26 protein-coding genes and 2 pseudogenes are annotated in these 24,560 nt (G+C 60.2%); 22 read left to right on the top strand and 6 right to left on the bottom strand.

The features are described 5' to 3' along the window. Positions 1-11 precede the first annotated feature (11 nt). The 4 genes from PQR54_RS23910 to PQR54_RS23895 all read left to right on the top strand — a co-directional run bounded on the left by PQR54_RS23910 (position 12) and on the right by PQR54_RS23895 (position 3,613). Entirely contained in the window at positions 12-917 is a 906-nt protein-coding gene (locus tag PQR54_RS23910) for a cytochrome c oxidase assembly protein (protein WP_408249987.1), read from the top strand. Continuing rightward, complete coding sequence (locus PQR54_RS23905; RefSeq protein ID WP_408249985.1) at positions 914-2,329, top strand: c-type cytochrome; 1,416 nt, start codon at positions 914-916, stop codon at positions 2,327-2,329. The genes PQR54_RS23910 and PQR54_RS23905 overlap by 4 nt, the downstream gene beginning before the upstream one ends. 105 nt (positions 2,330-2,434) lie before the next feature. Beyond that, positions 2,435-2,989 (top strand): YciE/YciF ferroxidase family protein, encoded by a 555-nt coding sequence (locus tag PQR54_RS23900; protein ID WP_408249983.1) that lies wholly within the window; start codon positions 2,435-2,437, stop codon positions 2,987-2,989. A gap of 81 nt (positions 2,990-3,070) precedes the next feature. Further along, the gene (locus PQR54_RS23895) at positions 3,071-3,613 is read left to right on the top strand and encodes a DUF4142 domain-containing protein (protein ID WP_408249982.1); all 543 of its coding nucleotides are present in this window, start codon (positions 3,071-3,073) and stop codon (positions 3,611-3,613) included. A 73-nt stretch (positions 3,614-3,686) separates the two neighbouring features. Here PQR54_RS23895 and PQR54_RS23890 read toward each other — a convergent pair whose 3' ends face one another. After that, on the bottom strand, positions 3,687-4,268 hold the full coding sequence (locus PQR54_RS23890) for a hemerythrin domain-containing protein (RefSeq protein WP_408249980.1): 582 nt from the start codon (positions 4,266-4,268) through the stop codon (positions 3,687-3,689). Between the two features lie 109 nt (positions 4,269-4,377). Further along, entirely contained in the window at positions 4,378-4,902 is a 525-nt protein-coding gene (locus PQR54_RS23885; protein ID WP_408250524.1) for a CinA family protein, read from the bottom strand. 208 nt (positions 4,903-5,110) lie between these two features. On the opposite strand from PQR54_RS23885, the pseudogene PQR54_RS23880 reads away from it, so the two are divergent. The 13 genes and pseudogenes from PQR54_RS23880 to PQR54_RS23820 all read left to right on the top strand — a co-directional run bounded on the left by PQR54_RS23880 (position 5,111) and on the right by PQR54_RS23820 (position 13,672). After that, positions 5,111-6,041 (top strand): annotated as a pseudogene (locus tag PQR54_RS23880) (formate/nitrite transporter family protein). A gap of 116 nt (positions 6,042-6,157) precedes the next feature. Further along, positions 6,158-7,327 carry a zinc-dependent alcohol dehydrogenase gene (locus PQR54_RS23875; protein ID WP_408249978.1) on the top strand — a complete coding sequence of 390 codons (1,170 nt, stop codon included), beginning with the start codon at positions 6,158-6,160 and terminating at the stop codon, positions 7,325-7,327. 129 nt (positions 7,328-7,456) lie between these two features. Then, on the top strand, positions 7,457-8,671 hold the full coding sequence (locus PQR54_RS23870; protein WP_408249976.1) for a zinc-dependent alcohol dehydrogenase: 1,215 nt from the start codon (positions 7,457-7,459) through the stop codon (positions 8,669-8,671). A gap of 54 nt (positions 8,672-8,725) precedes the next feature. Continuing rightward, positions 8,726-8,968, top strand: a complete 243-nt coding sequence (locus PQR54_RS23865; RefSeq protein ID WP_408249974.1) for a hypothetical protein — start codon at positions 8,726-8,728, stop codon at positions 8,966-8,968. A 29-nt stretch (positions 8,969-8,997) separates the two neighbouring features. Next, on the top strand, positions 8,998-9,291 hold the full coding sequence (locus PQR54_RS23860) for a DUF2934 domain-containing protein (RefSeq protein ID WP_408249972.1): 294 nt from the start codon (positions 8,998-9,000) through the stop codon (positions 9,289-9,291). Positions 9,292-9,621: 330 nt separating this feature from the next. Beyond that, on the top strand, positions 9,622-9,903 hold the full coding sequence (locus PQR54_RS23855) for a DUF6723 family protein (RefSeq protein WP_408249970.1): 282 nt from the start codon (positions 9,622-9,624) through the stop codon (positions 9,901-9,903). A 91-nt stretch (positions 9,904-9,994) separates the two neighbouring features. Continuing rightward, positions 9,995-10,504, top strand: a complete 510-nt coding sequence (locus tag PQR54_RS23850) for a low affinity iron permease family protein (protein WP_408249968.1) — start codon at positions 9,995-9,997, stop codon at positions 10,502-10,504. 126 nt (positions 10,505-10,630) lie between these two features. Continuing rightward, positions 10,631-10,834 (top strand): CsbD family protein, encoded by a 204-nt coding sequence (locus tag PQR54_RS23845; RefSeq protein ID WP_408249966.1) that lies wholly within the window; start codon positions 10,631-10,633, stop codon positions 10,832-10,834. 104 nt (positions 10,835-10,938) lie between these two features. Next, positions 10,939-11,061, top strand: a complete 123-nt coding sequence (locus tag PQR54_RS23840; RefSeq protein WP_408249965.1) for a hypothetical protein — start codon at positions 10,939-10,941, stop codon at positions 11,059-11,061. Between the two features lie 98 nt (positions 11,062-11,159). Continuing rightward, positions 11,160-11,378 (top strand): hypothetical protein, encoded by a 219-nt coding sequence (locus PQR54_RS23835; protein ID WP_408249963.1) that lies wholly within the window; start codon positions 11,160-11,162, stop codon positions 11,376-11,378. A 109-nt stretch (positions 11,379-11,487) separates the two neighbouring features. After that, the gene (locus tag PQR54_RS23830) at positions 11,488-11,931 is read left to right on the top strand and encodes a DUF2231 domain-containing protein (RefSeq protein ID WP_408249961.1); all 444 of its coding nucleotides are present in this window, start codon (positions 11,488-11,490) and stop codon (positions 11,929-11,931) included. Continuing rightward, positions 11,924-13,246 (top strand): PQQ-dependent sugar dehydrogenase, encoded by a 1,323-nt coding sequence (locus tag PQR54_RS23825; protein ID WP_408249959.1) that lies wholly within the window; start codon positions 11,924-11,926, stop codon positions 13,244-13,246. Before PQR54_RS23830 ends, PQR54_RS23825 begins: the two co-directional genes overlap by 8 nt. Positions 13,247-13,384: 138 nt before the next feature. Then, positions 13,385-13,672 carry a hypothetical protein gene (locus tag PQR54_RS23820; RefSeq protein WP_408249957.1) on the top strand — a complete coding sequence of 96 codons (288 nt, stop codon included), beginning with the start codon at positions 13,385-13,387 and terminating at the stop codon, positions 13,670-13,672. A gap of 59 nt (positions 13,673-13,731) precedes the next feature. Here PQR54_RS23820 and PQR54_RS23815 read toward each other — a convergent pair whose 3' ends face one another. Next, complete coding sequence (locus tag PQR54_RS23815; RefSeq protein ID WP_408249955.1) at positions 13,732-14,124, bottom strand: NUDIX hydrolase; 393 nt, start codon at positions 14,122-14,124, stop codon at positions 13,732-13,734. Between the two features lie 420 nt (positions 14,125-14,544). Here PQR54_RS23815 and PQR54_RS23810 point away from each other — a divergent pair, with 420 nt between their 5' ends. Then, positions 14,545-14,733 (top strand): hypothetical protein, encoded by a 189-nt coding sequence (locus tag PQR54_RS23810; protein WP_408249953.1) that lies wholly within the window; start codon positions 14,545-14,547, stop codon positions 14,731-14,733. A 9-nt stretch (positions 14,734-14,742) separates the two neighbouring features. Here PQR54_RS23810 and PQR54_RS23805 read toward each other — a convergent pair whose 3' ends face one another. After that, complete coding sequence (locus PQR54_RS23805) at positions 14,743-15,474, bottom strand: DUF3331 domain-containing protein (protein WP_408249951.1); 732 nt, start codon at positions 15,472-15,474, stop codon at positions 14,743-14,745. Between PQR54_RS23805 and PQR54_RS23800 the strand changes: the two genes are divergently transcribed. Beyond that, positions 15,437-16,165, top strand: a complete 729-nt coding sequence (locus PQR54_RS23800; RefSeq protein ID WP_408249949.1) for an IS6 family transposase — start codon at positions 15,437-15,439, stop codon at positions 16,163-16,165. The two genes, PQR54_RS23805 and PQR54_RS23800, sit on opposite strands and share 38 nt — an antisense overlap. Before the next feature lie 61 nt (positions 16,166-16,226). On the opposite strand, the pseudogene PQR54_RS23795 reads toward PQR54_RS23800, so the two are convergent. Then, positions 16,227-16,769: pseudogene (locus tag PQR54_RS23795) on the bottom strand (phage integrase family protein); the annotation flags it as partial. A 147-nt stretch (positions 16,770-16,916) separates the two neighbouring features. Continuing rightward, entirely contained in the window at positions 16,917-18,929 is a 2,013-nt protein-coding gene (locus tag PQR54_RS23790; RefSeq protein WP_408249947.1) for a hybrid sensor histidine kinase/response regulator, read from the bottom strand. A gap of 732 nt (positions 18,930-19,661) precedes the next feature. On the opposite strand from PQR54_RS23790, the gene PQR54_RS23785 reads away from it, so the two are divergent. The 3 genes from PQR54_RS23785 to PQR54_RS23775 all read left to right on the top strand — a co-directional run bounded on the left by PQR54_RS23785 (position 19,662) and on the right by PQR54_RS23775 (position 24,405). Further along, entirely contained in the window at positions 19,662-19,916 is a 255-nt protein-coding gene (locus PQR54_RS23785) for a hypothetical protein (RefSeq protein ID WP_408249945.1), read from the top strand. 816 nt (positions 19,917-20,732) lie between these two features. Beyond that, the gene (locus PQR54_RS23780) at positions 20,733-20,933 is read left to right on the top strand and encodes a hypothetical protein (protein ID WP_408249943.1); all 201 of its coding nucleotides are present in this window, start codon (positions 20,733-20,735) and stop codon (positions 20,931-20,933) included. Positions 20,934-22,254: 1,321 nt separating this feature from the next. Beyond that, positions 22,255-24,405, top strand: a complete 2,151-nt coding sequence (locus PQR54_RS23775; RefSeq protein ID WP_408249941.1) for a response regulator — start codon at positions 22,255-22,257, stop codon at positions 24,403-24,405. The last annotated feature ends 155 nt before the right edge of the window (positions 24,406-24,560 follow it).

The following is a 24,560-nucleotide window of genomic DNA, read 5'->3' as shown; positions in this document are numbered from 1 at the left end:
CCGCCATCTTGATGCACCCATCAATAACGTGGGCGCATGTGCTGACCGACGCGCAGAAAGCCGCACCTTCGTTCGGCTGGTCGTTCGACGCATGGGTCGTCGTGGTGTTAGTGATGAGTACGGTCGCTTACGCGAGCGGGTATCTTCGGCTATGGCGGCGAGGCTCTCCGCGCAGCCGCGCGCGGCGGACCTGGCACGCCGTTACCTTCGCGGCCGGCACACTCGCCCTGGTATTTGCGTTGTGCTCGCCGCTCGACACGCTTTCCGCGGCGCTTTTTTCCGCGCACATGGTCCAGCATGAAACGATGATGCTCATTGCGGCGCCGCTCCTCGTGCTTGGACGCCCGCTCGGCGTATGGATCTGGTCGTTGCCGCGCGCGGGACGTCACTGGGCAGGGCGGGCGGTGCTGGCGCCCACGTTCGCGCTCGTGTGGCGCCGCATCACGTCACCGCTCGCGGGATGGATACTGCATGCCGCTGCGCTGTGGGGCTGGCATGCACCGGCGCTATTCGAGGCCGCGCTCCAGCATCCGTGGGTGCATACGCTGCAGCACACGAGCTTCATGCTGAGCGCGTTGATCTTCTGGTGGACGGTTTTCGGTGAAGGTGTCTTGCGTCGATCGGGCGGCCACGCCATGCTGTCCGTTTTCACCACCATGGTTCATACGAGCGCACTCGGCGCGTTGATCGCACTCGCACCGGGGCTCTGGTATCCGTCTTACGTCGAGCCCACCAGTGCGCTCGGCTTTGATCCTTTGCACGACCAGCAGGCGGGCGGCCTCATCATGTGGGTGCCGGGCGCCGCGGCGTATCTGATCGGTGGGCTGACGATCGCGATGCGCTGGCTGCGCGGCTATGTGCCGCCGCGAGCCGATGCGCAAACCGCGGCGGCGTTGCCGGGGGAGAGCGCGCAATGAGTGCACCCCGTGTTTTGCGCAGATTCACGGCGGCCCGGTTATCGCGGTTACTGGTCGTGATTCCGATCATGTTTGCACTGGTCTGCCCCGCGTCGTCGTCGCGCGACGTGTACGGTAAAGAAGCGGGGGCCGCGAGCACGACAGGGGCGGCAGCCACGGGTGCGGCCTCCGGCGCTGCTGCGTCGCCGGGTCGCGCCACGACAGCGCCCGACGCCACGACCCTTGCCCGCGGAGCGTATGTCGCCAAAGCGGCCGATTGCGCGGGCTGCCACACGGCGACTCGAGGCGGCGCGCCGTACGCGGGCGGTCTCGGCATCAATTCGCCATTCGGTACTATCGAGTCGACCAACATCACGCCCGACCCTCGGTACGGAATCGGCGCATACAGCTATGAAGACTTTGCGCGCGTGCTGCGCAAAGGCTTTGCACGCGGCGGCAAGCGGCTGTATCCGGCCATGCCGTACACAGCGTATGCGAAGATGGACGAGGCCGATCTGCAGGCGTTGTACGCGTTCATGATGCACGGCGTTGCACCGGTGCCCAAGCCCAACATCGAGTCCGATGTCTCATTTCCATTCAATCAGCGTTGGGGTTTGTGGCTCTGGCAGATGGCGTTCGTGCCCGACAAACCTTACGAGCCGCATGCCGCCCACGACGCACAATGGAATCGCGGCGCGTATCTGGTGCAGTCTCTCGGGCATTGCGGCAGCTGTCATACGCCGCGCGGCGCGGCATATCAGGAAAACGGGACCGACGAGTCGTCCGCGACGTTTCTGACCGGCAGCGCGAACGACCATTGGTTCGCGCCGAATCTGACCGACGACGCTGGCGCAGGGCTCGGCCGGTGGGAGGCGAACGAAATCGCCGCGTTTCTGAAGACAGGGCACGCGGGCGGTAACGTCGCGTACGGCAGCATGGTTCAGCAAATCGAGGACAGCTCGCAGTATCTCAGCGACGACGACCTGCTCGCAATCGGCCGCTATCTGAAGTCGCTGCCGCAGCGGCGGGCGTCGGGTACTTATGCCCCGCGGGAAGACGCGGCGCGCAAACCGGTCAACGGCGGCAAGGTGCCCGACACGCTCTCGGTGGGCTTCAATGTGTATCGCTCGTTTTGCGCGCAATGTCATGGCGTAGCGGGCGAGGGCGTGCATGACGTTTTTCCCGCTCTCGCAGGCAATTCGTCGGTGCTCGCGGAGGACACGACGTCGCTGATTCGCCTCATGGTGGAAGGAGGCAACAGCCCCTCCACGTTGACCGGGCCGCCGCGTCAGCAGATGCCGCGTTTTGCCGGCACGCTGGCCGACGTTCAGATCGCTCAGGTGCTAACTTACATTCGCGGCGCGTGGGGTAATAACGCGCAGCCGATCACTGCGAACGATGTCAGCTCGTTGCGGGACAAGCTGCACAAATAGCTCTTTGCCGGCGGGATCGGTAATAGATTGCCGTGCCTGCCTGCTGCCCGGCGGGCACACCGGTTGCGCCACGAAAGGCTCCACTCTCTTTATGAGGAGCTCACCATGGCACAACGCAAGACCATCGACGATCTGTTCATTCACATGCTCTCTGACATCTACAGCGCGGAAAAGCAGTTGACCAAAGCTTTGGCGAAGCTGTCCCGCTCGGCTTCAGATCCGCAACTCATCGAAGCGTTCAAGCTGCACCTTGAAGAAACGCAAGGGCAGGTTGGAAGAATCGATCAGGTTGTCGAGACGTGCAATATCCGCCTGAAGCGAATGAAATGCGTGGCAATGGAAGGATTGATCGAAGAAGGTCAGGAACTGATCGACGAAATCGAGAAAGGGCCGGTGCTCGACGCCGGGCTCGTGGCTGCAGCGCAAAAGGTTGAGCATTACGAAATCGCTGCATACGGCAGTCTGTGCGCTATCGGCAAGCAGCTCGGTTTCGCCGAGGGCGTGAAGCTGCTCGAGGCAACGCTGAAGGAAGAGAAGGCCACCGACCTGAAGTTGACCGAATTTGCCGAGAAGGCAGGTAACGCGAAGGCCTCGCAGCAGAATGGCGGAGAGGAAGACACGCGAAAGAGCAGCAACAAGTCGAAGGCCGGCCACGCGTGATTCAGGCGCGCGGTTCACGGTATGACGCTTGCTGCGATGTTATCGACCCGTTGACCATTCCGAACCCATCGAGAGGATTCCATGAAAAAAGCATTTGTTGTCACACTCACTTCCGGTCTTCTCTGTCTCGCCGGTCCTGCCGCGTTTGCCCAGACGCAGGCTGCATCGACCACCTCCGCAAATCAGCTTCCGCAGGTGGACAAGGATTTTGTGCAGGCTGCGACCATGTCTTCGTCAACCGAGATCGACGCGTCGAAGCTCGCAACGAGCGCGTCCAGCGACAAGGACGTGAAGTCGTTTGCTCATCACATGATGATGGATCACACCAAGCTGACCGTGCAGTTGAAAATGGCAGCGCCGCATGGTGTGGAAGTTCCGAAGGACAACTCGGATACCGCCGTACTCAACTCGCTGAAGCCACTGAAGGGCAAAGCGTTCGACCAGGCGTACATCCAGAAAGTGGGCCTCGAGGGACACAAGGCCGCGGTAACCGCGTTCGAGAAGGAATCTGAACAAGGTCAGAATGTCGATCTCAAGGCGGCGGCACAAAAGGCATTGCCGACCATCAAGGAGCATTACAAAATGGCGCAGGACCTGGCCGCGAAAAAAGGCGTGAGCGAGTAACAGTACGCCTCGTGAGCGAGCCATCCTGGCGATTCCGGTGGGGCGCATAGCAGCATGCGCCCCACAGTCGCGTCTAGCGGCGCGATCTCGAACTGCTTCCCAAACAGCGCGATCCCATCATCAGCAGCAATGCGCCCACACCTAGCGTCACCAGCGGAAAGGTGCCGGCGGTATTGACGGCAATTTCAACGGGGCGCTGCGCGAGCAATTGCACGCGCCGGCGCGTCATACTCGCTCCGAGCGTGCGCAACTCGCTGCTGAGTGCCCGCTCGGCAGCGGGCAGCAAAGCCGCTTCTTCGTCGGCAACGTGGTGAATTACTTCGCGCATCAGTTGAAAAAAAGAACTGTCATACGCTGGGTCGTCGGGCTGCATTGCGCGGAGTTTGCTGATCATCTGCCGCATTTCGTCGTGTTCGGGCTCGCTCTTGCGCAGCGTCTCGTCGTCCGGCAAAACGCGCGCAACTGCCGGATAAAAGATTTCTTCTTCCAGTTGCGCATGGATTTCGAGGGCGGCGCAAGTTGACAAAACGATAGCGCGCTTGCGCCAGCATGGGCTGTCCGGACGGTATCGGTGAAACGCCGCAAGGGCGTGCATATGGTCGAGGCGAATCATCGAAGTGATGGTGGGCGACAACGAGAGGTTATCTGACGGCATGGCTTCTCCAGATCAGGGTTAGAGAGTTTTTCCGGAGCAAGTCCCGCTTGGCCATCGCGATAAGCGGCAACAGGCGAAAGTGCCTCCGGACCAAGGTTGCTTATCAACGCTATTGCTCTGAGTGCTCGGTTCGGCTCGCGAGCGGAATATGGTTGAAGTAATGTTCGATGCGCGACAACGCATACAGTGCGGCGGCTGAGCGAACGTCGTTGCGCTCGCCGCTAAAGCGACGGGTTTCGGAGAAGGTCACGATACCTTCCTCGTGAGTGCGGAAAGACCAGGCGAAACACTGCGTACCCGCAGGCGGATCACCTTCGGGAACCTCGTCGGCCACGCCCGTATTCGACACCGCGACATTTGCGCAGCAACCTTCCTGACGCAACGCACCTTCGGCCATTTCTCTCGCCACTTCCTCGCTGGTCAGCCCGTAGTCATGGATCGTCGCTGCATCTACGCCGAGGAATCCGACCTTGCCCGACGGCGAGTAGCTGATAAACCCCACGTCCAGACATGAGCCGCTGCCGGACACGCCGGCGAGATACGACGCGATCAGACCTGCCGTGCACGATTCGGCAGTGGCGAGTTTGAGCCCGCGCGACGACAGGAACGACACGGCTGCTTCTGGAGTTTTCATCATGTCTCCGACATTGTCTCCACGCGTGTCTTTACGCAATTTCCGGGCCGCCTTCGGAGCGAGGCCGGCGGCGTTTCCTCGCATGCTGTGTTGAACGCAGGGGTCGCCGGGCATAGCGCATGCGCATCAGCGTTTGCACGGTGTGCTGCCGCAGTGTCCGCAACGTGCCGAAGGCAGGCGATGCGCGACCTAAGAGGAGATCAGGGCAATGCAGAAATCCGTTCATCCCGAACACCAGACTGAACGGCACGAGCGCGACAATCGTCGCGCCGCGGATGAGAGCTCATCGGCGTCCGATCCGCAGGAGGCCGCCGCGGGTTCGCCGCACCTCGACGAGGGGCAGCGGGATCAGGCGGCCGATCACTCGGCGCCTCACGCGTTGGTGCTTCACGAGATTGTCCGGGAGGAAGGCGAGGCCGCGCTGAGCCGAACCTTCGGCGCGCTCGCGTGGTCGTCGCTCGCGGCGGGGATGTCGATGAGATTCTCGTTTCTCATTCCCGCCGTGCTCGACGCGCGGCTGCCGGAAGCGCCCTGGCGCCCGCTCGTTTCCAGTATCGGATACACCGTGGGGTTCGCGCTGGTCATCAGGGGACGTCAGCATTTATTTACGGAAAGCACGTTGACGGTCGTGTTGCCGGTACTCACACGCCGCGACGCGACGACAGCGCTGAAAGCGCTGCGGCTGTGGGCCGTCGTGCTGCTGTCCAATCTGGTCGGCACATGGATTTTCGCGGCCATGCTGCGTATTCCCGGCATCTTCGCCGCTGACGTATTCGACGCGCTGCGCAGTATTTCCGTGGACGCAATGACTTCGTCGAAGCCGATGCCCACGGTGGTCCATGCGATCCTGGCCGGCTGGCTGATCGCGTTGATGGTCTGGCTTCTGCCCAGCGCGCGGTCCGGCCGCTTGCTGACCGTGCTGCTGATTACGTACGTGGTGGGCGTCTCGCATCTGTCGCACATCATTGCCGGTTCCACGGAAGCAGCTTATGCGTGGCTTGCGGGGCATCGCATCGCCCGTAGACTACTTCTTCAAATTCCTGTTGCCTACTTTTGCCGGCAACGTGATAGGCGGCACCCCGCTCGTTGCGCTTCTCAACCATGCAGCAATCGTGCCGGAGATGAGCGAGAACCGTTAGACGCGCGCTGCCCCCCCCAGACATTAGAGAACCAGTTGCCCATCTTTTAATTCGCCGCAGCAAGGATCGAACACAAACAGCAGTCCCCCGTAACTTTTTCCGAAAGGAGCCTCACGATGAGAGCACTACGCTGGCATGGCAAACACGACATCCGTTGCGATACGGTCCCTGATCCCGTGATCGAAGAAGGCCGTGACGCGATTGTCAAAGTATCGAGTTGCGCAATCTGCGGCTCGGATCTGCATCTGTTCGATGGTTTCATGCCGACCATGGAAAGCGGCGACATCATGGGTCACGAGTTCATGGGAGAGGTCGTGGAGGTGGGCAAGGACAACACCACGCTGAAGGTAGGCGATCGTGTCGTCGTGCCGTTCACCATTTTTTGCGGAGAGTGTTACCAATGCAAGCGCGGCAACTTTTCGGTGTGCGAGCGTAGTAACCGGAACAAGGAGAAAGCCGATAAGGTCTTCGGCCATACCACTGCCGGACTTTTTGGCTACTCGCACCTGACCGGCGGATATCCCGGCGGACAGGCGGAATATGTTCGCGTTCCGATGGCCGACACGACACACGTCAAGATTCCGGAAGGGCTGACCGACGAGCAGGTTCTGTTTCTTGGCGACATCTTCCCGACCGGGTGGCAGGCTGCAGTGAATTGCGACATTCAGCCTTACGATACCGTTGCGGTCTGGGGCGCGGGACCGGTCGGACAGATGGCGATTCGCAGCGCGATTCTGCTCGGCGCGAAACAGGTGGTCGTGATCGACCGCGTGCCTGAGCGACTCGCCATGGCACAGGCCAGCGGTGCAATCACGATCAACTTCGACGAAGAGAGTGTGCTCGATCGCCTCAAGGATCTTACGCAGGGCAAGGGTCCGGAAAAATGCATCGACGCCGTGGGCATGGAATCGCACGCTACCCGTTCGTTCGACGCCATGTACGACAGGGTGAAGCAGGCCGTGATGCTGGAGACGGATCGCCCGCACGTGCTGCGCGAAATGATCTATGTGTGTCGCCCCGCCGGCATTCTATCGGTGCCGGGTGTGTATGGCGGACTGATCGACAAGATTCCGTTCGGCGCCTCGATGAACAAGGGGCTCACATGGAAGATGGGGCAAACGCACGTCAACCGGTGGACCGACGATCTGCTCAAACGCATCCAGGAAGGCCAGATCGATCCTTCTTTTGTGATCACCCACACCGTGTCGCTGGAAGACGGCCCCGGCATGTATAAGACATTCCGCGACAAGGAAGACGGTTGCATCAAGGTGGTACTCAAGCCGTAGGTGCGAGCGGACTGCGAGAGAGGGTTCCTGCTTGCCAGGAATACCGCTTGCAGCGCTTTTCGTCACGCAGCGGGCGCACCGGGCGCGACACTGACTTAGCGCGCCGGTGCATCACTTATGGAGCAACTGATGAAAGCCATTGTTTTTCACGGGATCGGCGACATTCGTCTCGACGACGTACCCGAACCGGTGATCGAGGAACCCACCGACGCGATCGTGCGCCTCACAACCAGTGCAATTTGCGGCACCGACCTGCACTTCATTCGCGGTACTTTTGAAGGCGTGGAGGAGGGCACGATCCTCGGGCACGAAGGTGTCGGCGTGGTAGAAAAAATCGGCGAGCACGTTCGCAATCTGAAAATCGGCGATCGTGTCGTCATTCCGTCGACGGTGGCATGCGGCTATTGCGCCTATTGCCGGGCTGGGTATTACGCGCAGTGCGACAACGCCAATCCGAACGGGCCAGGTGCCGGCACGGTGTTTTACGGCGGCCCTAAAGCCGCCGGCGGACTGGACGGCATGCAGGCGGAAAAAGTCCGCGTGCCTTTTGCAAGCGTCAATCTGGTCCGGCTCCCCGACGAGGTGAGCGACGAACAGGCCATACCAATTTCTGACATCTTCCCCACCGGTTACTTTGGCGCCGACCTCGCCGGTATCAATCCGGGCCATACGGTTGCGGTATTCGGCTGCGGCCCGGTCGGCCAGTTCGCCATCGCTTCGGCGAAGCTGATGGGCGCAGGCCGCATTTTTGCCGTCGACTGCTTCGACACACGTCTTGGAATGGCGCGACAGCAGTGCGCAGAAACGATCAACTTCGATAAGGAAGACCCCGTCGAAACCATCAAGACGTTGACCGGCGGCATAGGTGTGGATTGCGCCATCGACGCGGTGGGTGTCGACGCAATGCACGCTCATGAGGGTCCCGCCGCCGCGCAGGCCGACGCGGAGAAAGAGACATTCGAAGAAGAAGGCAAGAAGATCGCGCCGCATGCCGATCCGCACGGAGCCCACTGGCGTCCGGGCGATGCGCCTTCGCAGGCGTTGCAATGGGCCGTTCAGGCGCTGGCGAAAGCAGGCACGCTGTCGATTATCGGCGTCTATCCGCCTACGGATTCGTTCTTTCCGATCGGCATGGCCATGAACAAGAATCTGACCATACGCATGGGAAATTGCAACCATCGCAAGTACGTCCCGCGACTGGTCGAAATGGTACGTACCGGCAAAATCGATCCGTCGAAAATTCTCACGCAGCGCGAATCGATGACGAACGCGATCGAAGCCTTCAAGGCATTCGACGAGCGGCAGCCTGGCTGGATCAAGGTCGAACTGAAGCCGTCCGCGTGAGCGCATGGGTGCCCGTTTGCTTCTTCATTAATACGTCACAGTATGGAGAGGAACATGAACAAGGAGCCATCGGATCCCGTGGAGCGCGCCGATCAACGCCGGCAGTCTTCCGGTAGTGGTGACGTGTCCGTCGAATCGGACGGATCGGTAAAACAGAAACCGCACGGCAGCATGGATGCAACGATGGTGCCGCCGGGATCGGAACATCCGGAACAAAGCCGCTATATCCCGGAACACGACCACGTCGATCCGGACGTGGAACCGTCGGCTCCATCTACGAGCCGCCCGAACGAATAAGCACCCAACCTCGAAAAGGAGCCATAAGTATGGACACAGATCTCGAAGCACGCATTCGCACGCGAGCCTATCACCTATGGGAAAACGATCCATCGCGGGACGACAATGCGGAGAAGCACTGCGAGGAAGCGCGACGGCAGATCGAAGCGGAAGGCGCCATGACGTCGGAGGAGCCGCCGCCGGCGTCGGATCAATCCGCCGAGCGGGGAGGCAGCGTGCCTGCCGACGCGGATACGCAACTGGAAAGTGCGGATGCCGCTAGTACGGATACGGCCAGTGCGGCCAGGCCCGCACGCAAAACCCGACAGCGGCAAGCCGGCTGATCCTGGCGAGTGGTGTCCGTTAAAGGGACATTTACGTACAGGCGAAGTATCTGATATCGAACTGTGCGTTCGGCTAAGCTTGAATCAGCATGCACGAATGCGGTGTGCTTTTCTGCATTTCCGTTAATCATCAACGCGTCGGCGCTCTCGCTGCATGTTCGTGTGCCGCCGGCGTAAACGTGCTCGCAGGCGGCATACGCTCCGATGCGGGTGAGAATCACCGCTAACTCTTTCTCTGCGTCTCCGCTCGTGTTCAGCACAGCGCGAATACGCAGAAGGGAGTTGGCGAGTTGCCTGATGCACTAAAACATGAATAGAGAGAGGGCTTACATGAGCCGGGCAAAGATGGTCTTCTCGAGAGCGGCGCGACTGTCTTCCCGATCCGAGGGCGCGCGTGAATCCGATTACCGGATCTACGCAGCCTACCGGCGGACTGGCAGTGGCGCGTTTATCGGCGAGCTGAAAGTAGTCAGAATAACGGATAACAAGGTTCTGTATGCGTTCGACGGCGCGCCGACTATCGGTCCATTCGAGACAGCGTCGGACGCGCGCGAGGCTGCACAACTACAAGGCGATCAGATGGTGGCGCTCGACCTCGTGTGCCCCAAGTAGCGTCGGAAGGCTTGTGGGAAGGGATTGCAATGGGTGGCATGAATCGTGCTCCGATTCGCGCTTTGATTGCCCGCAATAACCTGGAACCGTCATGGAAAACTTTTCTCGCGACCGTTCGCCGGCTGATGAACTCGATACCGTTCCCAACACCTCGAGTCCCGCCTACGCCGGCAACCATCCTCTCACGCAGCTATTCGACCGCCTTGCAAGCCTCGTAACCCGTTGGGCCGGCTCACCCGCCGCGTTTTGCATCGCGGTGCTGATAGTGGTCGTATGGGTTTGCTCGGGGCCGATATTCCACTATTCGGACGGGTGGCAACTCGTTATCAATACCGGCACGACGATTATCACCTTTCTAATGGTGTTTCTGATTCAGCAGAGCCAGAACAAGGATAGCGTCGCGCTGCATCTGAAGCTTAATGAACTGCTGTCTTCGCATCGCGCAGCGGACAATACACTGATCGGTATTGAAGACGCATCTGAAGAAGAGTTGCGCAGACTGGCCGCAGCGTATTTGCGTATCTCGACGAATCTTGACGTCCGCAAGCCGTCTCAAGCCGCGGACATGGATTCAGCGTCCGCGAAGGCCGCCGAGGAATAGCCGCGTGCGAATACAGCGGTAAGCATTGCCACGTGCGTATCCAAAGCCGCACCGAGGAATGGGGTTTGCTCGACCCTTGGAGCATGCCGGCTCGCACCTGGCGAGCCTCTACATGGAGAGAAGGCTATGAACAAGGACCAGCGCGAAGGTATCAAGGAAGAACTCAAGGGCTATGTGAATAAGGGCATCGGCTCGATGACCGGAAACGAAGACCGCAAGGTGAAGGGCGAGTCGCAGATCACGAACGGCGACAATCGCAAAGACCTTGGCGATCAGAAAGACAACATGGAAACAGGCAAGGTCGATCCCGGCAATCCGTCGAATTTTTGAAACGGCCGCATGCGGCGTGACTGCCGCCGTCGCGGCGAACCGTGAGCGGAACGGCGCTTGCTGATTTTTAACCATCTCCTGGAATGTCCGGCTTAAGGAGCGATATGACCGACACCAAGCAATCCAACGCACAGCCCACCAACCCCAAGGACGCGGGCAAACAGCAGGGACAGCAACAACAGAATCAGCAGCCGCCACAGTATCAAGGCGGCCAGAAACAGCCGTAATGTTCGGCGGGTTGAGGGAGGACCGGCGGCGCGCTTCTGAGGCGCCGCCGAACGCCTCAGGCCAATCCCGATTTCAGCAGTCGCTCTTCAGGAGGCACATGATGGGTCCCATTCACCACAATCCGGATCTGGACCGCAAGACGACTGATGGCGATGGCAGCGCACGCTCTTCCGGCGTCGGCACCACCGCACCGGTGGATACCGTGCAAAGCGCACGCGACGCTGCCGAAAAGGAGCGGCATCCGTCTTCGGAAAATGCATTGGAATCGTCGCAGGACAAAAATCCGGTGCCACCCGAATCGACGCGAGATCGCTGATCCATCCCAGATGCCTGTTCCATGACGCGAGCAGGCATGTCACATGCGATGTCGATGAACAAGGGCGCGGGTGATGACGCCCCTGGCAACATCAAGACACGGAGAACGCATGATCTCAGTCCGTCCCCGCTACCGGTCCAAGCTGGCGACCGCAATCTTTGACTTGTTCAATCCGATCCCGTATGGTCTGTTTGTCGGTACGTTGATCTTCGACATTGTCTACGCGACCACGTACAACGTTTTCTGGGCAAAAGGGGCGGCGTGGCTCGTAACAGCCGGATTGGTTCTCGCAATTGCACCGCGCCTGATCAATCTCGTTCATGTCTGGTTTAGCCCGCGCGGAACGGCCGCGCCAGTTGAACGGCTCGATTTCTGGTTGAACCTGGCGGCCATTATGGCTGCGATCTGCAACGCGTTTGTCCACAGCCGGGACGGGTATGGCATCGTTCCACTCAACATGATTCTTTCGGTTCTCACGGTCGGCTTGCTGAGCGTAGGCCACGTGGCGGTGGCATTCGGCAGGTTCGGCGCCATGGAGACCGCTCGTGAATAAGACGGCCCTGAATTGTGCCCTGGTAGTATTTGCATTCGCCGGGTTGCTGAGCGGCTGCAACGAACACGCGAGCTACGATTCCGCGCATCAGGCAGGCGCTAATCCGCCGTTGCCGGCGGCGCGGAGTTTTTTCACGCCTCCCATGCAGGTGCCGAAGCACGTAGGTTGGCGCGAAGGCGGCAAGCCTAAAGTGGCTGATGGATTGAAGATCGAAAAGATTGCGTCCGGGCTCGAACATCCTCGTCAGGTCTATGGGTTGCCTAACGGCGACATTCTTGTCGCGGAGTCGAGCAGTCCAGAGGCGGAGCCGGTGACCACGCCAAAGCAACTGATTGCCGGCATGATTCAGAGCCGCTCCGGCAAGGAGGCAAAAGGCGCAAATCGCATTATGTTGCTACGGAAGCGGCCTGACGGCAGCGGAGAGTGGGACAGGTTCGTCTATATCAATCACCTGCATTCGCCATTTGGCATGCAGCTGATCGGCAACACGCTCTATATAGCCGACACGGACGCGATACTCAAGTTCGCTTATGTACCGGGTGCCGCCAGCATTGCGACTGCGGGCGTGGAAGTGACCGATCTGCCGGATCGGATTAATCACCATTGGACCAAGGCGTTGCTGGCAAGCCGTGACGGCAGGAAGTTATATGTCGGCGTCGGTTCCAACAGCAATGCGAGCGAAAACGGTCTCGACGTCGAGTACCGTCGCGCGAATGTGCTGGAAGTCGATCTCGCCTCTGGCGGAAGCCGCATTTTCGCGGCCGGCATCCGCAATCCAACAGGGCTGCAATGGGAACCGCACACCGGGCAGCTGTGGGCGGTTGCGAATGAACGCGACGAGATTGGCGCGGACCTGGTGCCGGACTATCTGACCTCGGTCCGGGACGGCGCTTTTTACGGCTGGCCTTACAGCTACTATGGCCAGCATGTCGACCGGCGTGTACAGCCACAGCGGCCCGATCTGGTCGCGAAGGCGATCAAACCGGACTACGCAATCGGCTCGCACGTGGCGCCGCTGGGGTTCGTGTTTTACACAGGCACGAACCTGCCGGCGCAGTATCGAGGCGGCGCCTTCATTGGCGAGCACGGCAGTTGGGATCGCTCGCCGTTGAACGGCTACGCAGTGGTGTACGTCGCGTTCGAGAACGGCAAGCCGGTCGGCACGCCTACGCCTGTCGTGACCGGCTTCGTCTCTGACGACGAGAAGGAACTGTATGGGGCGCCTGTCGGTGTTGCGCAGGACCAGGACGGCGCGCTACTGATCGCGGACGACGCAGGCAACGCGGTTTGGCGCGTGACCGGGTCCGGCGGTTAGACGGCAATGCGATCGGGCCGCGTTGCGGCGTGCCGAGGATTTCCGTGCGACACATGCCCGACGCTCGTTCGGAAGACGACGCCGCGTGCCGTTTTCAAGCAGGCATGCCTGCGGCTATAACGAACAGGAGCGCATATCATGAATCGCACACTGAATTACACCGTCACCGTCCTTTGTGTCGCCGCCGTGGCAATCGCGACAGCGGGCTGCAAGCGCGCAGAGAACGCGGGCGGCAGCCGTTCCGCAATGGACGCCGCCAGCAGCGGCGTGTTGAGCAATTCGGCGGCACCGAACGGCACGCATAATAGCGACGCCGCGAATCGTGCGAATGCTTCGGCGGGTTCGGCGGCGAGCAGCGTCAGTCCTGCCGGGAGTGAGGCGACCGTGAACCAGTCGCCGAACGCACAGCCGGCGAGTTCACAGTAGCGTCGCGAGGGTTTCGCGCTTCGCGTCCGAGAGAAAAGATGCGGCGCGTACGTGCCCCCTCACCTCAGCGGCGGGTGAGCGAAGCGTCGAATAAACAACGCGACGATCTCACGAGTCGGAATGCTCGCCGGCAAGGTCGCGATTTTTCGCGGAGTGAACCATTCACACGCTGTAATTTCGTTGCTGGCTCGAGCGGGTTCGTCGGGCGCCAACTCGGCGAGAAAAACATAATGCCGTTTCGCGAATCCACCGAATTGAAACAGATAGTCGAGTTTTAGCGGATTGATCGACGTCTCCTCCATCAACTCACGACGGCACGCTTCGGCGAGCGTCTCGGACACGGTACGTTTGCCGCCGGGCAACGACCACCGGGTCACTTGCGATGAGCGCTCGCGAGCAACCAGCAGTATGCGCCCGTCACGTACGCAGATAGCGGTTGATCTGTCTTTCATGACTGTTCGTATTCAAGTCGGCCATGCACGGCAAACGGGCCGCTATGGCGACCCTGGCTTTCGTTCTCCGTCGATCACTCCTGCCGTGCAGTCCGCATAAAGTTTAGCTGTAAAAAAATGCCCACCTCGTTGGGTGGGCGACGCGCATGCGATTCACGCAATCCGATGCGGCAGAGCCCGCGCACCGGCCCCAACTTTCGAGTTCGCTTCCGCTATCCGGACCGTTGGTTCACGTTGTTACGCCGCGCGATCGGTGATTCGAACCGGACCAGAGAACTTTCGAGTGACTGCCTGCACCGCAACCGCTGTACCCGGCGCGTTGCAATCCGGCCGCCGGCGTCAGCGGCCTGAACTGACGATCGGGAATAGCGGTTGCGTCAGCGGATACGGACACTTCATTTCACAAAGCGAGGCCGAATCATGCAAACCGATCCTACTATCGATCCCGTCGCCCATCCTTCGAACGAGCCGCTCGACGAGTCCGGCACACAGCCTCGTCCATTGCCGGGCGTCGCGCCGGACACGGATCCTCTCGCGCCGGGCGCCTCGCCCGAAGACGAGAATGAGTTAGGCAAGTCGGTCCCCGCGTCCCCGGCAAAGAGCGAATAGAACACACACTTACGAAAGACCCTTGCAAACGCCGTTGGCACTTCGTGCCAACGGCGTTGCATCTTTCACGCGGGCGTAGGTGAGTTTCGCCGCATGCAGGGTTCTGGGCCACTGATCCGCTTGAGGCGGCATGGTGTCGATAACGGAAAAAAGAATCATCGCGCCGGCATTCGCCAAGGGCGGAGAGGAGCAACGCGGGCTGTACACCGAACCGCCGCGCGCTATCGCTCTGCCGCTGATCGCGCAAACGCCCGAACCGCGTGCGCGCAGCCCGCGCCACAACTGATCGCCGTAGGAGCCTGGCGTCGGGTCGCTGCAGGCAGTGCTCACGGTGTGCTCCGTCAGGCGCGCAACGACATTGATCGACGTGGCCTGGGTGGCCGACGGTCCGCGCGGCGCGTTGACGAATGCGTATTCCGAACGTGTGTTTCGTGCGGCAGCCGACGTCGATGCTGTGGCGAATGCGGAAGAACTGGGCATATTCTTCAAGCCGCTGTAGGCGAACCGCGAGGCGAGGAGCGAGTCATGACCAACCGTCCTGATCTGGATCGCGCGGCGCAAATCGCCGAAAGTGGGCTTGTAGCACCCGAGGCACTCGATGAAATCGGCGAGCGGTCCGCACTCACTTGCCCGAGTTGCAACGCACGCTACGGCGGGTTTTGTCGCATTAACGCGGTCAAGTAAAATTCGTCTACTGCAACGCATGACAAGCATGATGGTAAAGACGAACTCGCCGCGCAAGACGCTGCCCGCTGGCATTGGCAAGGTACTGAAGCGGCTGCACTACCCGCTGGACGTGATCCGGGTGTGCGTCCGGTGGTACGTGGCGTACTCACTGAGCCTGCGTAACCTCGAGGAAATGATGGCTGAGCGGGGTATCGAGGTGGATCATTCGAGCGTGCACGGGTGGGTTATCAAGCTGCTGCCGGTGTTTGAAAAAGCATTCCGCAAACGCAAACGGCCTGTCGGCAAGAACTCGCGCGTTGATGAGACCTACGTCAAGGTCAAAGGCCAATGGAAATACTTGTACCGCGCCGTCGACAAGGCGGGCAACACGGTGGATTCCCTGCTGCGCGCCCATCGTGATAAGCCCGCTGCTCGCCGCTACGAGAAGGCGATTGAACAGAACGGTGAGCCCGAGACAATTACCGTTGACAGGAGCGGTGCGAATCTGGCTGCACTTGAAGCGCTCAAAGGCGAGCGTTCAACGCCGATCAAGGTCCGGCAAAACAAATACCTGAACAACGTCGTCGAGCAGGATCACCGGGCCATCAAACGCATCATCAAACCGATGATGGGGTTCAAGGACTTCCGGTGTGCGCGCATCATTCTGTCTGGTATAGAGATCGCGCACATGATTCGCAAGGGACAGATGTGTGACGATGGCGCTGCATCGACTGCAGCCCAACAATTCTATTCTCTCGTGATGTAAGTAATCCTCTTCATCTCAGGGGACTGATCGTCGCATCGTCGTTAACGCGACAAAACCACCCCAGCGACTCCCACGGGACGACTGCGCCAGGACAGCGGACCGCGATCGGGGCGCGCGCCCGCTCGGACAGTGCAGGATGCGCGGTGAAGAACGCTTCGATCCGCCGTGCACTCGCCGGACCGAGCCCGGCGACCGCTTTCCACCAATGACGCCGCCGCGGAATCTGCACTGTGAGATCCGTCAGCGTCGCAATGTCATGTGCACGCGGCACAGGAACGGCGCGAGCCGTCTGCCACAAGCCGATGTCGTCACTGATCTGCGGTGACGGCGGGCCTGCATGTCGAAGAACTTCGATCGCATCTGTGACAGCCTTCGCTCCCCGGAAACGCTTACAGGTCGGCGTGTTCAAAAACAGCAGCGAGATCCGGCCGGCAGACCTGCCGCGCGAACTTAGCCAGCCGCCGCCGAAGCTCGCCGAGCAGGCCGCGTGCCGACTGCGCTGCCCCGATTCGATCCGGCACATAGTGCTCTGCGGCTTTGCAAACGGCATGCCGGCATACGAGGCGCGCAGCATGGCGAGTTCGTCGGCATCAGGAAAATCCAAGCGGCGAGGTTCAGTTGAAGGGGGCGAGGTCGGGCGCGCTTTATGCTTGGAGTTTAGTCCAGAAACGTTGCCACAGAGATAAGAAGGCGCGCGGGAAAACCGGGAGGCCAGAAAACCACGCCGCTGCCACGAGCGGCAAAACGCCTGTCAACTTGTGAGCCTTGCCGCGATATCGCGCACGAAATCGATCAATGTCTCGGGATCGACCGGCTTGACAAAGTGCCGCTCGCAACCGGCTTCGCGTGAGCGCGCGCGGTCTTCCGGCGCCCCGAATCCACTAAGTGCAACCAGAACCGCATGTGCGGTTTTTGGCAGCGCCCTCAGTCGCCTCGCCAGTTCGTGTCCGCTCATCCCCGGTAAGCCAATGTCGAGCACGACGATGTCAGGAAGAAATTCTTGTGCGGCGGTAAGCGCCGCTTCCCCATCGGGTGCACATTGAACCTCATGGCCGTGCAGGAGCATCGCCAGCGATTCGGCCGCGTCACGATTATCATCAACAACAAGTACGCGTAACCGTCTCGTGAGTTGCCTCACCGGTACGGTCGCGCCCGTGGTTCCGGTGGCTCTTGCCTGCGTTATCGGCAACCTGACCGTGAATCGCGATCCCTTTCCCACTCCGTCGCTTGCAGCAGTCACACGGCCGCCGTGCATATCGACGAGGTTCTGAACGACAGACAGCCCAATACCGAGGCCTGGACGCCATTTGCCATCTGGCGGCGGCAGCTGAACGTACGCTTCGAACATCTGGACAAGTTGCGACCCAGGGATGCCGATACCCTTGTCTGTCACGACGATTTCAATTTCATCGTCATGAACTGCTGCGTCGATCGCTATCTCCATGCCGTCGTTCGAATATTTGATCGCGTTGTCGAGCAGATTGGAAACGACCTGAGTCAGCCTCGTTCGGTCACCATCCACCAGTACAGGCGCGTCGGGCAGACTGACATTGATACGGTGCCGGTGTTCGTGCGCGATCGGCAGATTGATCTCAACAGCGCTTTGCACAGCGTCCCGGATGTCGAACACTTCGCGTTGCAAACGGATCTTGCCACTACTGATACGTGATACATCCATCAGATCGTCGATCAGGCGGGTCAGATGAGAGCATTGGCGCTCAACCGTCATGCGCGCCCATTCGGCCTCGGGTGGCATATCAGGGCTGATCCGTTTGAGGATCTGTGCCGCATTACGGATCGGCGCGAGCGGGTTTCGAAGTTCGTGAGCCAAGGTTGCCAGAAATGCGTCTTTGCGACGATCGGTCTCACGAAGCGCTTCTTCGGCGAGCGTTCGTTGCGTGATATCGGTTAACGTACCGATGAAACACTGGATCGGGCCATCCGCCGCTGTCCGGAAGCGGCCATGCATCTCGACCACGCGCGGCGCCCGATCATTGATGCGCAGGATTCGGAAAACGGAATGGAAGTCTCCCCCGTTCTGCATGCTCTCCATGTAGTTCGTGATCAGCGCCTGCGCGTCGTCCGGGTGAACAAGTTCACGCACAAACGCCTTGCATGACAGCGGTCCCAGCGATTCAGGCTGGCCCGTAAATTCATACATCCGTCTGTTTTCCCAAACACCTGCCCGGGTTGGGACATTCCACTCGAAAATACCAAGCCCGGCAGCCGATGCTGCCATCCGAAGCCGGTCCTCGCTCTTTTGCTGCGCGGCCAGAGCGCGGTCGCGCTCGTCGATGGTCGCTGAAATCCGCCCATCCTGCTCCTCGATCAGTTGGCGGATCGCGGTGTGGATGATCGCGCTGAATAAATCCTCGAGCAGTTGATGTGCGGTGGCCTGGGCGTTACGTGATACTGGGGTTCCCGCGAAAAACTCGCGTGCCGCCCGCTGCACGCAGCGCTGTAGCTGGTTCAACTCCCGAAATAGTTCATCGAGCTGATAGCCGCGCGTCCAGCGGTCACGACCATGTTTTCTGGCGTCGTTGTGCAATCCTGCCAGCGTCATCCGCTCGGTCCGCAAGACGTTGCAGATTTCCTCATAGAGCGACGGTAGGTGATCAACCAGTTGGCCCGTCGTTAGCCTGCCGGCCGGTTCAATCGCTGGGTCGGACCGCACCGCACGCAGCCAACGGCGCGTAATAAGTCCACTTTTTCCCTCAAGATATGCCGCAAGCTCGGGGAAGGGGCCGATTCGAGGCGGCTTCATGGGCGGTTCTTCAGCGTTGTTATGAGGCGTACGTCAGGTGGGCGGCTGCAATGCATTGAGCGAAGCGTTCCCGGAGTGGAAAAATTACATCAGCAGCGAATTTTTTGCAATTTCCAAACGTAAGCCAGTTTTTCGTAACGCTACTCAGGCGTTAGCCTAACCCCTGCCGGGCGTTCACTGCCGGCGCTCGGCCGACAATGTCCCGTCTGCCCGGCGCGACGGTTCGACGCACACGTGCTCGCAGTGCCAAGCAAAGAGCGCGCCACCTCGCCCCTCCCCTGCGGTTGAGATGTGTCTTGCAAAAAGCTGGAGCGGCATAGGCGAACTAGCGCTCGAGGGCCGCATTGCATCCAGTAGCCGTCGTTCGGCGACGCGGCGCGGCCGTCGCCTTCTGGTCGCGTGCTGCCAGCTGCGGTCAGCACACGTTGGCCGCAATATTCCTCAAACGCCGTCGGCGTCTGTGCGTCGAAGGCGGCGCTTTAAGAGCGAAGTGACTACTTATTTCGCGTCCCGCAAACGCTTGCCCTATCGGAATGCTCAGATCGCCGGTTGACGGCCCTTATAGTCGCAAAGTTGACATTTTTGATGCGTTCTACGTCGGGCAGCTTCTGCGGGTGAATAACTCTTCGGCTTGACACTGGCAAGCATGGCTTTCGTAGCGGGAACGACCCATGCGGCTCCATATCCGAGGGCCGGCATGACCGGAGCCTTAGTTAATAAAGCGGAGGTGCCATGACGCAGATGAACACAGACGAACCGGACGATTCCGGAAATCGATCGGAATCGGGCGACGCTGACCCCACGGATGAAATTACTTCGGATGAGGCCGTGCAGCGAGCACTCGATGAAGGCGATAGAAATAAAATAAACCGGACCCTTAATGAGCTTAACGTTTCAACAACTGTGTCGGGCAAGGATCAGACTTCCCAACCCGACACGGAAGGATCCAATTCCTCGAGCAAAAATCTTGACGAGCAGAACGAGTGAAGGGGCGGCACCTACCGGCGACGGGTAGCGGGCGGCGGCCCGATATATCGGGATAGCAGGAGAGCCGTTGGACGATCGTAGGAGCGTCGGCCATTATTGAACATTGGCTCTCATTAGATGCTCTTTTACCGCCGGTACATCAGTACCGGAAGGCGCAGACTGTTGTCTGGCTACCGCTCTAGCGCGCGCCTCCACTGCCGGGGGCAGACGCCACCGATTTGTTGACGGTGCAGATTTGACTTTCACGGTTTCTGGGACTGCCACCGCCTGCCGCAGCTACGTGACTACCTTGTCCTGAATGCGATCAAGTATGGCGCGCCTGATATGCCGGTGCGGGTGCTGATGACCGGCGACAGGAGGGTGGTCCGGTTCGAGGTCAGAAATGCGGGGCCTACGGTAAAGCCGGCAACCCTGAAGAGGATATCTGCCCCCCGCTCGAGTACCGCCCGGATACGTTTCGGGCGGCACCACGGCAACCTGGGGCCCGGCCTGGTTCATTGCCCGGACGACCCCGCTGCGCACGGCGCCACGATCGAGGCCCATTCAGAGGCGCCTGAAATCGTGTTCACGGTGCGCCTGCCCCGTCCGCATGGCGGCCCGTTAGTGTGCGAGGGCGGTGACCAGCGCGACCAGCTGGTTGAGTGGCCGGCCTTTTTTGCAGATAGCCATCGAATTCGTCGCGCACGACCTGCCGACCCACCTCGGCCTCGTCCGTGCGGTATGCGCAACAATTGCGATCTCACCGGGTACTCGGGTCATTCCGCAGTGCCCGGGCGGCCTCAAAGCCGTTGCATTGCGACATCGAGATGTCCTGCGTTGCCCGAGCTTGCAGACAGTTCGCTGACGGATAAAAAAGCCGCGCGCGTGCTCATAGCCGACGACAACCACAGCCGTCTGGTGGCGACGAGCGCGGCCGTCGCGATATTTTCCGCCGCGCTGCTGGTCTGGCCGCACTCGAAGGTTCAGGCTGTCGACGTGCGCTCTCCCTGTGAGCGCCAGCGTGACCGCCCCGTTTGAACGTTTGGACAACACGACGAGCACACATCCATTGGATGCTGCGCAAATGATTGCGCACTAACCCCGTCGATAACAGCCATACGGGGCGGTAGCCCGGCGTAAGTTCATCGCGAGTAACAGTATCGCCGATTCGCGCTGAGAAAGCTCTGTCAAATGTATTTGACATCAGACAGGTTTATTTTTCCGAAGCGGATAACAATAAATGTTAGAAAACGGCATTTTCTTTGCACTAAACAAAGGCTATTTTTGCGGAAAGCGTTTCACGTTGACTCGGAATGAAACTTCATTTAACTTCAATGGCAACGGAGACTGAACCCTTCTTCTTGGCGTATGTTTTTAAGCCTGGCCCTATCTCGGCTGGGGATGGGCTATTTTTCTGCGAGCCGGTCAAGCAGCCGGTGCGAGTCTGCAAGCAGCGCGAGCCACATGCAATCGGCAGGGGATTGAGTGCGGCGAGCAATGGGGAGGATCAACAACAGGTTGACAACATACAGCCTGGCCGGTTGACCCAGATTAGTCAACGGACGAGTACGGATCCTCATACTCTTCTGCGGTACGGTCATCTCGATGACAGGAAGGCTCGACCGAGTAACGGGCGAAGATCACGCAGCCGTCGTGGAACTGTCGAATTTTGAACGCGCTCCGTGCACGCAGTTCGACCGCGCCCCCCTACACGGCTCAAACTAGCGATCCCTCAGTTTCGGCGAGGAGCAAAGGCTCAGGGGCGAGAAGCAAGCGATCCGCAACCAATCTGCACTGCGAATTATCGCGTGCTGGTTGTGTCTCTGGATCACAGGCCCCTCGGATGCCAAGCGCACGCACGAGGGCTGGTAGCTGATTATGTAGATACAGCACCTCCGATTGAGCGATTGCGCCGGAGTGCCGTATCCTCTCAGTCTCGATGTTGGGCATAACCGGGGCAGTGGGCCCGCCGGCTTCCTGATGCTGAGCGTGCCGGTTATTGCCGTGCCCTTCGGGCTAGGTCGATCGCGATTGAATTCCGAGTGACGGTCAATTCGCTCATTCGAACATTAAGGTGAAGACGAGCTGCGGAGCCCCGATCAACGGGACCATCCCGTATGAACATGGTTAGCGCGGGAGAATCTGCCGATCAGGAATCCCGCTGAGGATTCCATCGAAGGTTGCTTTCTGCGGTCAGCGGGCGGAAGAATATGGGCGATGCCTGCCTTTCGATGGCGCCGCAAGCAGCGAGACCGATCGGGATCGGGAACGGTTTTGGCTAGTAACACGCGTAGGGTATCGTGCATGGCCGGGTTGTTGGGGCGCCCAGCCGCTAACCAGACAACTCGGGGAGGAGGACGTGAGTACAGCTGATCGCGAATCCATTCTTGTTCACCAACAGGCCATTCTGGCCAGGTTCGGTGAACTGGCGCTCCGTTCAGATGATCTTGACGAAATTCTCACTGAAGCGTGCCGTCTCGTCGGGGAGGCGCTAGGTACCGACATGGCCAAGGTGATGGAATTGCAGGAAGACGGGAAGACGCTGCTGGTGCGCGCTGGCATCGGTTGGCCACCCGGTATCGTAGGACAGGCGACGGCACAAGCCGACGCCGATTCTTCGGAAGGCTATGCACTTCAGTCAGGCGAACCGGCAATATCGCCGGACATCGCCACGGAAAATCGTTTTCGTTACGCAGAATTTATTGCCGACGCCGGCGTGAGGGCGTTTGTCAACGTCGTCATCCTCGGCGGAAAAGGGCGGGGCGCCTACGGTGTGCTGCAGGTGGACAGCCTGAAGCCGCGCGACTTTTCCAGGCCGGACACCGAATTTCTTCGCTCATATGCGAACCTGCTGGCGGCCGCAGTTGAAAGGTTGCGGATCGCGGCGCAGACGCGCCTGCACGCCGCTTCGTTGCGCGACAGCGAAGAGCGTTACCGGATGCTCGCAACACAGATTCCGCAGCTGGTCTTCACGGCGCACAGTTCGGGTGAGCGCACATGGTGCAGCCCGCAGTGGGCCGCTTACAGCGGTATTTCCGAACAGGCTAGCCTGGGTCTGGGCTGGCTAGACGCGGTTCACGAGGACGATCGCAGAGCGACCATGGCAGCGTGGGCAGCGTGCGAAGCGATGGGTGAATTCGCCGTCGAGCACCGGATTCGCCGTAAGTCGGACGGCACGTTCCGCTGGTTCCAGAGCCGCGCGACGCCGGTACGAGCGGACGGCCGGATCGTTGCCTGGCTCGGCACGTCGACAGATGTTGAAGATCAGGCGCGTGTCCGGGAGGCGCTCGAACGCAGCAGCGAGATGCTCGAAACGCGCGTAGCGGAGCGAACGGCGGAATTGCAGGCCGCGCTTGACACCTTGCAGAGCGAAAGCCGTGAGCGTTCGCTTGCCGAGGAACGGCTGCGTCATAGCGAGAAACTGAAGGCGATCGGTCAGCTCACGGGCGGCATCGCTCACGACTTCAACAACGTTTTGCAGGGAATTATCAGTTGTATGAGTATGATTCGCAGCCGTACGGAGCAGGGTCGTCCGATGGAGGTGATCAATTTCATTGAGCGTGCGGAGCGCGGCGCACTGCGGGCGGCGACGCTGACGCATAGACTGCTTGCGTTCGGACGACAGCAGACACTGGAGCCGCGTCTGGTGAGTCTCGACACGATCGCCCGCGACCTGGAGGACATGATCCGGCGCGCGGTCGGTGCGGGCGTCGACATGGAGCTGAAACTCGCTGACGGTCAATGGCGGGTTATGTGTGACCCGAACCAGATGGAGAGCGCGCTGCTCAACCTCTGCATCAATGCGCGGGATGCGATGCCGCTCGGCGGCTGGCTAACCATCAGCACGGCCGAGGTCATACTGCATGAATCGGACATTACGACATTCGAGGAAGCACAGCCCGGGCGATACTGCTGCATCGCTGTTTCCGATACCGGCACGGGGATGTCGGATGAAGTGCTGGAACAGGCGTTCGAGCCGTTCTTCACGACCAAGCCTGCTGGGCAGGGCGCTGGCCTGGGATTGAGCCAGATCTATGGTTTCGTCCGACAGTCGGGCGGCATCTTGCAAGTGGATACCGAGCTCGGCAAGGGCACGACAGTGCGGATATGTATGCCAGCGTTCGTCGAACGCGACAATCCGTCCGCGAGCGATCGCGGCACTGCCAAGACGGTCATGCTGGTCGAAGACGAGGAGATCGTCAGGGAGGTGACCGCCGAGCAGTTGCGCGAACTCGGCTATCGCGTGCTTGAAGCAGACAGCGGGCCCGCCGCGCTACGGCTCATCCATGCAGGAAGCCAGTTCGACCTGCTCATCAGCGATGTTGTGTTGCCCGGTGGCATTAACGGGCGCGAGGTCGCGGAGGCGGTAAAGCTTCGCTACCCTGATATGCCGGTCATTTTGGTGACCGGTTACGCACCGGGCGATGCGCCGGTCGGCATGGAGGTCATTCGCAAGCCGTTCGCTCCTGAAATACTCGCGGAGCGCGTGCGTGTGAGGCTCGAAGCCTGACACCGGCCGCTTTGGTCGACCAGCGTGCGACGGGATTCAACCGGCGTTGGGGCCGGGGTTCGAGCCCCATCCACACCGAGACCAGCACGAGGTGATGATCTTCTGCCTCGATGTCGGTAACCACCTCGCAGTCGAAGTGAGCTAGCGCCGAGCAT

The organism is Paraburkholderia phytofirmans (assembly GCF_046028095.1).
In the GTDB taxonomy this organism is placed as follows: Bacteria; Pseudomonadota; Gammaproteobacteria; order Burkholderiales; family Burkholderiaceae; genus Paraburkholderia; species Paraburkholderia phytofirmans_A.
This window is presented reverse-complemented; position numbering and strand designations above follow the sequence as displayed.

Excerpts from the sequence above, each read along its gene's own strand:
- PQR54_RS23790 (WP_408249947.1), bottom strand. The coding sequence starts at position 18,929 with ATGAAGCCGCCTCGAATCGGCCCCTTCCCCGAGCTTGCGGCATATCTT.
- PQR54_RS23815 (WP_408249955.1), bottom strand. The coding sequence starts at position 14,124 with ATGAAAGACAGATCAACCGCTATCTGCGTACGTGACGGGCGCATACTG.
- PQR54_RS23910 (WP_408249987.1), top strand. The coding sequence starts at position 12 with ATGCACCCATCAATAACGTGGGCGCATGTGCTGACCGACGCGCAGAAA.
- PQR54_RS23785 (WP_408249945.1), top strand. The coding sequence starts at position 19,662 with ATGACGCAGATGAACACAGACGAACCGGACGATTCCGGAAATCGATCG.
- PQR54_RS23875 (WP_408249978.1), top strand. The coding sequence starts at position 6,158 with ATGAGAGCACTACGCTGGCATGGCAAACACGACATCCGTTGCGATACG.
- PQR54_RS23830 (WP_408249961.1), top strand. The coding sequence starts at position 11,488 with ATGATCTCAGTCCGTCCCCGCTACCGGTCCAAGCTGGCGACCGCAATC.
- PQR54_RS23900 (WP_408249983.1), top strand. The coding sequence starts at position 2,435 with ATGGCACAACGCAAGACCATCGACGATCTGTTCATTCACATGCTCTCT.
- PQR54_RS23845 (WP_408249966.1), top strand. The coding sequence starts at position 10,631 with ATGAACAAGGACCAGCGCGAAGGTATCAAGGAAGAACTCAAGGGCTAT.
- PQR54_RS23855 (WP_408249970.1), top strand. The coding sequence starts at position 9,622 with ATGAGCCGGGCAAAGATGGTCTTCTCGAGAGCGGCGCGACTGTCTTCC.
- PQR54_RS23820 (WP_408249957.1), top strand. The coding sequence starts at position 13,385 with ATGAATCGCACACTGAATTACACCGTCACCGTCCTTTGTGTCGCCGCC.
- PQR54_RS23840 (WP_408249965.1), top strand. The coding sequence starts at position 10,939 with ATGACCGACACCAAGCAATCCAACGCACAGCCCACCAACCCCAAGGAC.
- PQR54_RS23885 (WP_408250524.1), bottom strand. The coding sequence starts at position 4,902 with ATGAAAACTCCAGAAGCAGCCGTGTCGTTCCTGTCGTCGCGCGGGCTC.
- PQR54_RS23850 (WP_408249968.1), top strand. The coding sequence starts at position 9,995 with ATGGAAAACTTTTCTCGCGACCGTTCGCCGGCTGATGAACTCGATACC.
- PQR54_RS23800 (WP_408249949.1), top strand. The coding sequence starts at position 15,437 with ATGACAAGCATGATGGTAAAGACGAACTCGCCGCGCAAGACGCTGCCC.
- PQR54_RS23860 (WP_408249972.1), top strand. The coding sequence starts at position 8,998 with ATGGACACAGATCTCGAAGCACGCATTCGCACGCGAGCCTATCACCTA.
- PQR54_RS23890 (WP_408249980.1), bottom strand. The coding sequence starts at position 4,268 with ATGCCGTCAGATAACCTCTCGTTGTCGCCCACCATCACTTCGATGATT.
- PQR54_RS23905 (WP_408249985.1), top strand. The coding sequence starts at position 914 with ATGAGTGCACCCCGTGTTTTGCGCAGATTCACGGCGGCCCGGTTATCG.
- PQR54_RS23870 (WP_408249976.1), top strand. The coding sequence starts at position 7,457 with ATGAAAGCCATTGTTTTTCACGGGATCGGCGACATTCGTCTCGACGAC.
- PQR54_RS23865 (WP_408249974.1), top strand. The coding sequence starts at position 8,726 with ATGAACAAGGAGCCATCGGATCCCGTGGAGCGCGCCGATCAACGCCGG.
- PQR54_RS23810 (WP_408249953.1), top strand. The coding sequence starts at position 14,545 with ATGCAAACCGATCCTACTATCGATCCCGTCGCCCATCCTTCGAACGAG.
- PQR54_RS23895 (WP_408249982.1), top strand. The coding sequence starts at position 3,071 with ATGAAAAAAGCATTTGTTGTCACACTCACTTCCGGTCTTCTCTGTCTC.
- PQR54_RS23835 (WP_408249963.1), top strand. The coding sequence starts at position 11,160 with ATGATGGGTCCCATTCACCACAATCCGGATCTGGACCGCAAGACGACT.